This window comes from Atopobacter phocae ATCC BAA-285 (assembly GCF_000526675.1).
Classification (GTDB): Bacteria; Bacillota; Bacilli; order Lactobacillales; family Aerococcaceae; genus Atopobacter; species Atopobacter phocae.
On record NZ_JAGN01000052.1, the window covers coordinates 1 to 10,546 of the forward strand.

A 10,546-nucleotide genomic window follows, 5' to 3' on the forward strand; every position below is an offset into this window, starting at 1 on the left:
GTTTCCGACTGTTATCCCCCACTGATGGGCAGGTTACCCACGTGTTACTCACCCGTTCGCCACTCAGTCCATTCGGTGAGTGCAAGCACTCGGTGAATGAAACTGCGTTCGACTTGCATGTATTAGGCACGCCGCCAGCGTTCGTCCTGAGCCAGGATCAAACTCTCATGAAAGAATTTAATTGCTCATTTGTTTGCCAAAACTGGCGTTGTTATCACTTGTCCGTGATTTTGAATTGTTGTTTTAATTTGCTTCGTCAGAAACAAATTAACCCTACACATTTGGTTCGTCTTTATTGTTCAATTTTCAAAGGTCACTCGTTAATCGCTTGTCGCGACAACTTCTAAATAATATCATAACTCGTATTTCTTTGTCAACACTTTTTTAAAAAAGTTTTTCTGGTTGACTGTTTTTCATTCGAGTCGTTTGTGCTCTTGTTGAACACTTTTAATATATTATCATCCAAATGATTACCCGTCAAGTAGTATTTCAAAAAAATTCATATTAATTTTTCACTTCAGCCAATTAATGGGTGTTTTCCCCATCTTTACTAACCATTTATTGCATGTAGAAAACACTTTTGATCCGAAAAAACCACGATAAGCCGACAAAGGACTAGGATGAGCCGACTCTAAAATTAAATGATGCGACTGAATGAGTTTCTTTTTTTGTCGTGCCGCATTTCCCCATAAAATAAAAATAACGGGATCTTCTCTTTGACTTAATGCTTCAATTATTCCATCTGTAAATTCTTCCCATCCTTTATTTTGGTGAGAGTGTGCTTGATGTGCTCGAACAGTTAAAACTGTATTTAATAAAAGAACGCCTTGTTCCGCCCAATGAGTTAGATCACCATCTTGTTGAACTGGTGCATTAAATTCATCTGATAATTCCTTATAAATGTTTCTTAAACTCGGCGGTAACTTAACACCTGATGGTACTGAAAAAGCTAGCCCATTTGCTTGTCCTGGACCGTGATAAGGATCTTGTCCTAAAATACAAACTTTGACGGCATTATAGTCCGTATAGGCGAGCGCTTTAAATTGTTCTGATAATGCAGGATAAATCGTCTGCTCTTGATATTCTTTTTCTAAAAATATGGTTAACTGGTGATAGCTTGGTGTATCCATTAAATGATCAACTATTGATTTCCATCCCGGCGCTATATTATTCATCATTTGTCCTCCTATTCAGTGTGTACAACGTGTATTCTTTTCGTTCATCCGTTTAATATGTTACCATATTTATTAAAGTATTTTATCAAAGGAGAATAAACAAATGACCATTCAACTAGTTGCCTCTGATATGGACGGCACATTATTAATTGATCACTCCACTATTCCAATTGAAGTGGCAAACAAAATTAAAGCATTACAAAATGACGGAATTACTTTTATCGCGGCAACTGGCCGAACGATTGAACAAGCTCGTCATCCATTTGAAATGCACGGTATTAAGACACCACTGATTGCTTTAAACGGTGCTGAAGTTTACGATGAGAACAATCAATTACTTTTACGCCATTCGATTGATTCATCACTTGTCGAAACATTAATTCGTAAAGCTGAAGAACGTGGATTTATTGTTGAAATTATGACTACAAAAGGAATTTACATGCGTAACCGTCAAGAACGGATTGAAAGCTTTATCTCATTTTTCAAAACGGCTCATCCTGAATTAACCGAAGAAGAGGCTGATCATACAGTCATCCAACTAGAAGGTGAATGGCAATTAAATTACGAACCCGATTTGGAAAGATTAATTCAAGAAGCTGATACAGAAGTGCTTAAACTATCTATCTTCACTATTGAAGATATTGATGGTTTAGGACAATTACAATCTGATTTTGTCGACACTTATCCTGAAATTAGTGTGACTAGTTCAGGTCATGGTAATATTGAATTAAATGCAGTCGAAGCACAAAAAGGTAAAGCATTAGCTTTCTTTGCCGAACGTCATCAATTTGATTTGGAGCGCACGTTGTCCATTGGCGATAACTATAACGACTTATCAATGCTGGCTATTGCTGGTTTCAGTTATGCCGTTGATAACGCCGTACCTAAAGCAAAAGAAGTGGCAAAATATACAACTGTTTCTAATCAACAATTTGGTCTCATTCATGCTTTAGAACATGCTGAATCTATTCTTCAATCCAACTAATTAATACAAAGCAAAAAGAGTTCCCCTAATAGAAAGGAGGAACTCTTTTTTAGCTATTGTTTAATCATCACTTAGGTTGTATACTATTTTTTTAATTCTTTCGCACTCACCATAATATCATCGATTAATCCGTAAGCTTTTGCTTCTTCTGCTGATAAGAAGTTATCACGATCAGTGTCACGTTCAATCGTTTCGATTGGTTGTCCTGTGCGTTCTGATAAAATTTTATTTAAGCGTTCACGTGTTTTAAGAATGTGACGGGCTGCAATTTCGATTTCAGTTGCTTGACCTTGTGCGCCACCAAGCGGCTGATGGATCATAATTTCTGCGTTAGGTAATGCATAGCGTTTGCCTTTAGCTCCGGCTGTTAATAAGAATGAACCCATTGATGCAGCCATCCCCATTGCAATTGTTTGAACGTCTGCTTTAATAAATTGCATTGTATCGTAAATCGCAAAACCAGCTGTCACTGACCCACCTGGTGAGTTAATGTACATGTAAATATCTTTTTCAGGATCTTGCGCTTCTAAGAAAAGTAATTGGGCAATAATCGCATTCGCCATATTATCTTCAATCGGTCCGCTCACCATAATAATGCGGTCTTTAAGTAAACGTGAGTAAATATCGTAAGCACGTTCTCCACGTGCAGATTGTTCAATAACTGTTGGTATTAAATTCATCGTATTCGCTCCTTTGCACTTCTTCTTTAAATTCACTCATTCATTATAACATACTTTTAGGTTATTGACTATTATTGACTATTGAAAAAGAACGAGTCTTGTTCGACTAAAAAAGACTTCGTTTTTGAAGTCTTCTTAGAAATAACTCATTAAATTTTTCCATACTTCTTGATTTAAAATACTCAATGGTTTGCCGTCACCAATTACTCCGTAACCGACCATCAATCCGATAATCAATACGATAATTGAGAGCAAAATAAACATTAAAAAATAGACCAATGTTTTGAGTAACGCTTTTTGACTACTTGTCCATCGATTCATATATGTCTACCTGGCTTTCATTTATATTTTTGCGATTTTCGCGACCAGTTGGATTTTTGATGACTCGTTTACTGCTAAAAATACGTAAAATTAAATCCCAAAATGTTGGTCGGGCTGCTAATTTTTCTAACAAATCTCCTGCGCCAATTGCTACACCCTCTAATGGCGAAGTAGCTACTACAAAATTTACCTCAAAATCAGTTGTCAACCGTTCAGCTAGCCCTAAAATTAATGCACATCCACCTGTTAAATAAATACCACCCTCATAAATATCACTAGCTAATTCTGGTGGTGTTTGTTCTAACACACTATGAATAACTTCTTCAATTTTCATTAGGCTAGGATCAATCGCATCATATACATCTTTTGAAGTAATTGTTTGTGTTTTCGGCATGCCGGACATAATATCTCGTCCGGACACACGCATTGACTGAGGATTCAATTCAGGTAGTGCACGTGCTAATTTCAATTTGATTTTTTCAGCCATGCTTTCTCCAATAATCAAATGATAACGATCTTTAACCATTTGAATAATCGCTTCATCTAGCACATCCCCGGCTACTTTAATCGAATCACTCACAACAGTCGAACCCAATGATAGGACAGCGGCATCTGTTGTTCCGCCTCCCATATCGACAATCATGTGTCCCACTGGAGCAAAGATATTTAACCCTGCACCGACTGCGGCTACTTTAGGTTCTTCTTCCACGAATACTTGACGCGCTCCACTTTCTTTCGCTACATCAATGATTGCTTTTTCTTCAATGGATGTAATATTCGTTGGAATACAAATTAACATATCACTACGAGCAAGCAAGCCATGAATGTTTAATTGCTGAGTAAAATATCCAAGCAATAATAAAGCGCGATTAAAATCGGCAATAACCCCGCCTTGTAATGGGAAAATAACGTCCACATCTTGAGACGTCCGACCAATCATTTCATACGCTTTCTTTCCATAAGCAATAGGACGAAGGGTCGTTCGATCAATCGCTAAACAACTTGGTTCATTAATCACAATGCCTTCACCACGAATACTGATCAATGTATTTCTTGTGCCTAAATCAATACCAATATCTTTAACGTTCATATTCCCCTCCCCCTTTACTTTGATATGCTATCGATTGATTCATCGTTGAGCACTTAAACCGTTACTTTCGCATCACTCATTGTTACACGTTCTAAATCTGCTCCTAATGCTTGTAATTTTTCAGTAAATTGATAATAACCACGATCTAAATAGTGAAGATGCGTTACTGTTGTTTCACCTGTTGCACGCATACCCGCTAAAACTAAAGCGGCTGCTGCTCTCAAATCAGTCGCTGCTACTTCTGCTCCAATCAATTGAGCATCCCCATTCATGAAAGCCGTACTTCCTTGAATCGTGAAATCTAAGTTCATTCGACGCATTTCTTCTAAATGACGGAAACGATTTTCGAATACAGCTTCAGTCATTGATGATTTGGATTCACTTAACATTTGAGCAATTGTAAATGGCGCTTGAATGTCAGTTGGGAAACCAGGATAAGGCATCGTCTTCGCATCTGTTGCCTTCAACACATCTGGTCCAATGACACGCACACCATCATCATACACTTTGAACACAACACGCATTTCAGTTAATTTAGCAACTAATGAACGATTATGTTCCACTAGCGCATCTTCAATAAAGATATCGCCACCTGTTATAGCTGCCGCAATCATAAATGTTCCCGTTTCAATTCGATCCGGAATAATAGTATGATCCGCTGCGACTAATTCTTTCACACCTTCAATTCGGATTGTTTCTGTACCTGCACCGACAATATGTGCACCCATTTTAGTTAAGTAGTTTGCTAAATCAACAATCTCTGGTTCACGTGCGACGTTTTCTAAAATCGTTGTTCCTTCAGCTAATACAGCTGCCATCATTAAGTTTTGTGTTGCACCTACACTTGGAAAATCTAAGTAAATTTGAGCCCCATGTAAGCCTTGACTTTCAGCAATAACATATCCATTTTTTAGTTCAATGGTCGCACCCATCGCTTCAAAACCTTTTAAGTGTAAATCAATCGGGCGTGATCCAATTGTACAGCCACCCGGTAACGCCACTTTTGCATGCCCAAAACGCGCTAAGAGTGGTCCCATTACAACAATTGACGCACGCATTTGACTCACGTATTCAAACGGCGCAATCGTTGTGACATCACCTGTTGCATCAATAACTAACGTAGAGTCTTTTTCGTTAAAAGTTCCTTTCACGTTTAAAGAACCTAACACATTCAACATCATGTGCACATCTGATAAATTCGGTACATTACTAAACGTACTAACGCCTTGTGTTGGCAAAATACTAGCTGCCATAATTGGCAGTACAGCATTTTTCGCGCCTTCCACACGTACTCTTCCTTTTAATTTTCTTCCGCCACGTACTTTAATTACATCGTTCATTTAACTGTTCCCCTTAATTATCTTCTCTTATTAGAATAGTAATACATATTGACTAGTTAAGTCCATCAATAAAAAAATGAACTGACTAGCTAAATAAGCCACTCCCATGGTTATGAATAAAAATAACAATTGCGCTTCTTTTTCATGTCCCACTTTAAACCATTTTTCAAATCGAATGGGGCGCATCGCCCACATACTTAAATAGAACATTATGAATAGAACGATTGTCTTTACAATCGCCATTACACCTAAATATTGCATCGTCTATCTCCTTTATCGTTAACAGTAATATATTAACACAAAATTGGGTTTAAAAACATTATTAACGCAAAAGTAGCGATTTGAAAAGCACACAACATCTGTTTGTTATACTTGTCATCGTTTAACACACATTTTTATTCTAATCAACTGAGTAAGAAAATACCAAAAAAAACGCTAAAACCGATGCACAAAGGCTCGTATTTTAGCGTCTTGATCATCTGAACAATTATTTAATGACTGGTTGATTCAGTCATTGAAGATTAACGATTGTCGTTTTCTTTATTTTCACGTTTCACAAGTCCTGATAAGTAAGCGAAACATCCAACGACCATTGCCCATAATCCAACTGTTTGATGAGTATTCCACGCTTCACCTGTTTGTGGTAAAGCAACAGCTGATGAACTTTTTACTTGATGGCTGGTGTTCATCGTTTCTGATTTTTCTTTATCAGTCGCTTGGTTAGCATCTGATTTTGGTTGAACATTTTCTGATTGATGTTTTGGTTCCATTGGATTTGATGGATTTAATTCCATCTTATCGTGTGGTAAAGGTTTAGATTGATTTTCTGAATGATGTTCAGGCGCTTTTTCTTCCGTTTCTTGATCAGTATTTTGATTATGATCTTTTTTCGGTTCGCCTTTCACGTCATATGCAGCTAATAAATCATTTAATTTCACACTGCTGAAGTTACCTGCACGATCTTCTACGACATAAACCAATTGGTCCATCACCACTTGAACGGATTCACCTAATTCATTTTCAAATGATTCTGGAATATGAATCATCCCGCTTTCATCCATTGTAAAGTATTTCGTGAAAGTCATATTTCCTTCTTCAGATGCCACTGAATAAGAGAAGGCTACACGCGCACGATAGATTGATGGATCATTTAAGTCTGCTGTTTGAACAACTGCTAATTGACGGGTTGCTTCATCAAATTGTGCCATCTTAGGTAACTCTGGTGCTACTGTATCCACGTAAATCAAGAAGTCCATCGCTTGTTCTTCTGCACCGTTTGATGTTGGTGTGTATAAAATACGGTAAATGTATTCACCATCTTCTACTTTCGTACCATCTTGCTTTTTACCATCCCATTTTGTATGAGAGAAACTAGTATATCCTTGAACGTTGTTAGAGAAGTTTTTACGTGTGCTTGGTGTCACTTCGCTCGTCCATAAAATACGATTTTCTTCACCTTTTTTGAATACTACGGCTTTAAGATTTTTGACGTTACGTAATACAGTTCCTTGGAATTCTAACTCGTCTAAATTACCATCGCCATTTGGTGAAATAGCTAAGTACACTTGGCCATCTTTCATTACAAATGTTTTTAAGAAACCTTCTTCGTCGTGGTCATAGCTTCCTAAGAACGTATGAGAACTTGACGCATTAATTGATAACGGATTAAAATCGGATTGTTTCTCTGCTTCGATTAATTCGAATGGTTTGTATTCAGATTTTAATGCTGTATAGTTCTTTTCTTTGAATCCAAATGTTGAATCAAAATCAAATTGATTTGTTTCAAATGATTCTACACCTTGTCCATAGAATTTACCCGCTAATTGATCATAAATCGATGATTCAATGGCTGGTAAGTTATTGAAATCACCCTTAAATCCGATAAATGGAATACTCATTAATTCTTCAGATGATTGGCCGTGAGAACGAACACGCACAAATCCGTCAACAAAGTAGCCGTTTTTCATCATCAGTTTTAGCTCGTCATCTACTTGACTTAAGTCGATTCGAACAGTTACTTCATTGGTTGCTTGATTCATTTGAAGTGGTGTCCACTCTGTATGTCCTAAAGCTTTAGGTTTTAATGCAAATTTACCCTCTTTCACTTGGTCTGTCATCCAATGCACTTGATAATCTAATCCCTCGGGACTCACTTTGCCATCAATTGAATGGATTTGGAAAGTTAAATCAAATGAATTATCTTTAATATTATGTAAGTTAATTTTTGATTGACCATTCGTTCCTGTTAAGTAGTATTTTGCATTCGCTGATTTATCAGCGTTTATTGCACCAGCACCTTGTTGGCGTGGTGAATAGAATGTTTGACTTTCTTCGTCAAATAATGCCGTCGCTGAACTTAATAATACTTTTTTAATTAATGCTGTACGGTCAGCTTGTGACATATTAGGGAATAACTTTGCATATTTCTGATGTAACAATGCCATTGTTCCGGCCACATGAGGTGCTGCCATACTTGAACCACTTTGAATGCCGAATTTTTCTTTACTAATCGATGAATGAACTTCATATCCTGGCGCTACAACATCTGGTTTAATTTCACCTTGGTTATTCACACCCCAGCTCGATTGTTTAATCATACGACGTCCACCCACAGATGAACCTACTTTATAATCTGAAGTAAATGAAAGGGTGCCATTTAAGTGACTTCTTAGTGTTTCACCGTCTTTTTGACTAATCATTCCTAAAGGATATGCATCATAAGGAATGGTGAAATTGCCATCTTGTACATTATTAACAATTAATACACCGACTGCACCATTTGTTTCGCTACGTTTTAAAATGTCGCTGAAATCATATTGACCACGTGTTACTAAAACGATTTTTCCAGCAATTTTATCTTTAGTTAGCTCTTCTTCAGAACCAAATCCACCATCCGCCATTTGGTAGTCTTTGTTAGCTTCAAATGACTTAGCAATCGCTAGAGGGAATGATACATTAACATCTGTACCTTTCAATCGTCCTTCTAGACTAAGTGTTTGTGATGGTTGATAAGCTCCCACACTAATGACGTCATCTAAAATCGATGGACTATTTACTGTACCGAAATCTGGATGATCTGCTGATGGTTTGCTATATGCTCCACCAAAAGCTTCCTCATTACCCGCAGCAGCAATAATCGCAACGCCTTTATCTTTTGCAGCTTTTACCGCATTTAAAACCTCTTCAGTTAAAAAGACATCTGAATCAGCTGTTTTTCCAGCGCTTAAGTTAATGACTGTTGCACCTAAACGAACTGCATCTAAAATGGCTTGTGCATAACTTTTTGCGAATTCTGATTTATTCGCTTCGCCACCAATTTTCATTAACATTAATTGAGCATTTGGCGCAATCCCATTCATTACAAATCCATTTGAAGACGGTTTGTCTGTATTCCCAGCAATTGTCCCGGCAACGTGTGTCCCATGGTCATCTTGAATGTCTGATCCACGAAGAATTTCGTCATTTTTAATATAATCATGTTCAAAAATGATTTTTTCATTAACCCATTTACCATAGTTAATGTTTTCTTTTGCTTTTAAAGCATCCAATGATTCTTTCGTGACAAGCTGGTTGCTTCCTTTTAGTGATTTATTTAATTTAAAGTAAGGATGTTCGACATCAAAACCAACATCTAACACGGCAATCACTGTACCTGCCCCACCATTAACGTCTTTTTGCAATGGTGCAGTGTGTGTTGTATCTAATTGTTCCGCAAGACGTATTCCTTTTGGTTGGTCGGACACAAATGCATCGATTGGTTCTTCTTCTAAACCAGGAATATCTTGACCAGGTTTTTCTAAATCTAAATCTTCAATGCTTAAACCATCTTCACCAAGACCAAGTGCTTCACGTTGTTCTTTCGTTAATTGATTTGGATCAATATTTTCTAAATCAATATTCTCTAAATCTAACTCACTATTTTTTCTGTTTCAGAAGACTCTTTTCTCTCTTCTTCTGATGCGTTTGAATTAGGTTCTTCTAAACCTAAAATTTCACGTTGTTCTTTCGTTAATTGATCTGGACTAATCTTTTCTAAATCAATATTATTTAAGTCTAACTCTTCAAGTTTTTCTGTTTCAGGCAATCCTTTTTCGCCTTCTGTTTCATCTTCTGGAACTTCTTGTAATGCCAATAATTCCTCTTCAGTTAAACCACTTAAAATATCTTCTGATAAATCTTCTATACTTATATTAAAAAGGTCTGATTGCAAACCTAAATTAACTGTATTTTCTTCCACTGCCTCACTTGCTAAAATTTGATCACTATTAAATAAAATCATGCTAGCCGAAGCTGCTGATAAAGCTAATAAAACATTTTTTGTTATTTTGGTCGTCATGATATTCCTCCTATACCTTTTAAGCTATTTAATACTATATTATCAAAAAAAATATTGCAATAGCTTTTTATTACAATTTTATTATTTTTTAATAAGAAGGATAACAGAATATGTCTTAAACGAGATACAATTATACCCAGATTAAACAATTGATTAGAAAAAAAGTGGCAATTTGAATAGAAGTTTATAAACAAAAAAGATGACCTCCGTCATCTTTTTTAAACAATTTTATTTATATTATCGTAATTGACACATAGAAGTCATACTACTCAATCTTAACAAATATTAACTTTAATTTATAATATCCGTTTAAAATAAACTAATTGCCACTTTTGAGTAGCTCGAGTCAAGTCCATAATCTTGTGTAAAAGTTTCTAGTACAATGTTCTATACTCTCTTACTGGTTAAACTTGATATACTTTCTTTTAGAACTGATCCATTCGTCATGCGTGTCCATCAGGACAGCACCAATTAAACGATTGGCTGACACACGATTGGGGAAAATACGAATAATCTTTTCTCTTCGGCGTACTTCTTGGTTCAATCGTTCAAGAAGATTAGTACTTTTTAAACGATTGTGACTCTTATCCATTACTGTGTATTGGAAGGCATCTTCGAA

General features: G+C 36.5%; 10 protein-coding genes and 1 rRNA gene. 1 reads left to right on the plus strand and 10 read right to left on the minus strand.

All coding sequences use genetic code 11. From position 1 onward, the window contains the following. Window positions 1–173: ribosomal RNA gene (locus L866_RS0107475) — 16S ribosomal RNA — on the minus strand; the annotation flags it as partial. 339 nt (window positions 174–512) lie between these two features. Continuing rightward, window positions 513–1,178 carry a uracil-DNA glycosylase gene (locus L866_RS0107480; RefSeq protein ID WP_211236692.1) on the minus strand — a complete coding sequence of 222 codons (666 nt, stop codon included), beginning with the start codon at window positions 1,176–1,178 and terminating at the stop codon, window positions 513–515. A gap of 100 nt (window positions 1,179–1,278) precedes the next feature. On the opposite strand from L866_RS0107480, the gene L866_RS0107485 reads away from it, so the two are divergent. Continuing rightward, complete coding sequence (locus L866_RS0107485; protein ID WP_025730673.1) at window positions 1,279–2,160, plus strand: Cof-type HAD-IIB family hydrolase; 882 nt, start codon at window positions 1,279–1,281, stop codon at window positions 2,158–2,160. Window positions 2,161–2,243: 83 nt separating this feature from the next. On the opposite strand, the gene clpP is transcribed toward L866_RS0107485, so the two are convergent. The 8 genes from clpP to L866_RS09350 form a co-directional block, all read right to left on the minus strand. Continuing rightward, on the minus strand, window positions 2,244–2,840 hold the full coding sequence (clpP, locus tag L866_RS0107490; RefSeq protein ID WP_025730675.1) for an ATP-dependent Clp endopeptidase proteolytic subunit ClpP: 597 nt from the start codon (window positions 2,838–2,840) through the stop codon (window positions 2,244–2,246). Window positions 2,841–2,975: 135 nt separating this feature from the next. Next, window positions 2,976–3,161, minus strand: coding sequence for a DNA-directed RNA polymerase subunit beta (locus tag L866_RS0107495; RefSeq protein ID WP_025730677.1), 186 nt, complete (start codon window positions 3,159–3,161; stop codon window positions 2,976–2,978). After that, window positions 3,142–4,251, minus strand: coding sequence for a rod shape-determining protein (gene mreB, locus L866_RS0107500; protein ID WP_025730679.1), 1,110 nt, complete (start codon window positions 4,249–4,251; stop codon window positions 3,142–3,144). Before mreB ends, L866_RS0107495 begins: the two co-directional genes overlap by 20 nt. Before the next feature lie 53 nt (window positions 4,252–4,304). Next, window positions 4,305–5,591 (minus strand): UDP-N-acetylglucosamine 1-carboxyvinyltransferase, encoded by a 1,287-nt coding sequence (gene murA / locus L866_RS08790; protein ID WP_035446436.1) that lies wholly within the window; start codon window positions 5,589–5,591, stop codon window positions 4,305–4,307. Window positions 5,592–5,621: 30 nt separating this feature from the next. Continuing rightward, a complete protein-coding gene (locus L866_RS0107510) occupies window positions 5,622–5,852 on the minus strand; it encodes a DUF1146 family protein (RefSeq protein WP_025730681.1) in 231 nt (76 codons plus the stop codon). 260 nt (window positions 5,853–6,112) lie between these two features. Continuing rightward, window positions 6,113–9,334, minus strand: coding sequence for a S8 family serine peptidase (locus L866_RS09830; protein WP_025730682.1), 3,222 nt, complete (start codon window positions 9,332–9,334; stop codon window positions 6,113–6,115). 164 nt (window positions 9,335–9,498) lie between these two features. Then, entirely contained in the window at window positions 9,499–9,927 is a 429-nt protein-coding gene (locus tag L866_RS0107520; protein ID WP_025730683.1) for a hypothetical protein, read from the minus strand. A 397-nt stretch (window positions 9,928–10,324) separates the two neighbouring features. Beyond that, window positions 10,325–10,546 (minus strand): IS256 family transposase (locus L866_RS09350; protein WP_025730684.1); only part of this gene is annotated, 222 nt, incomplete at its 5' end.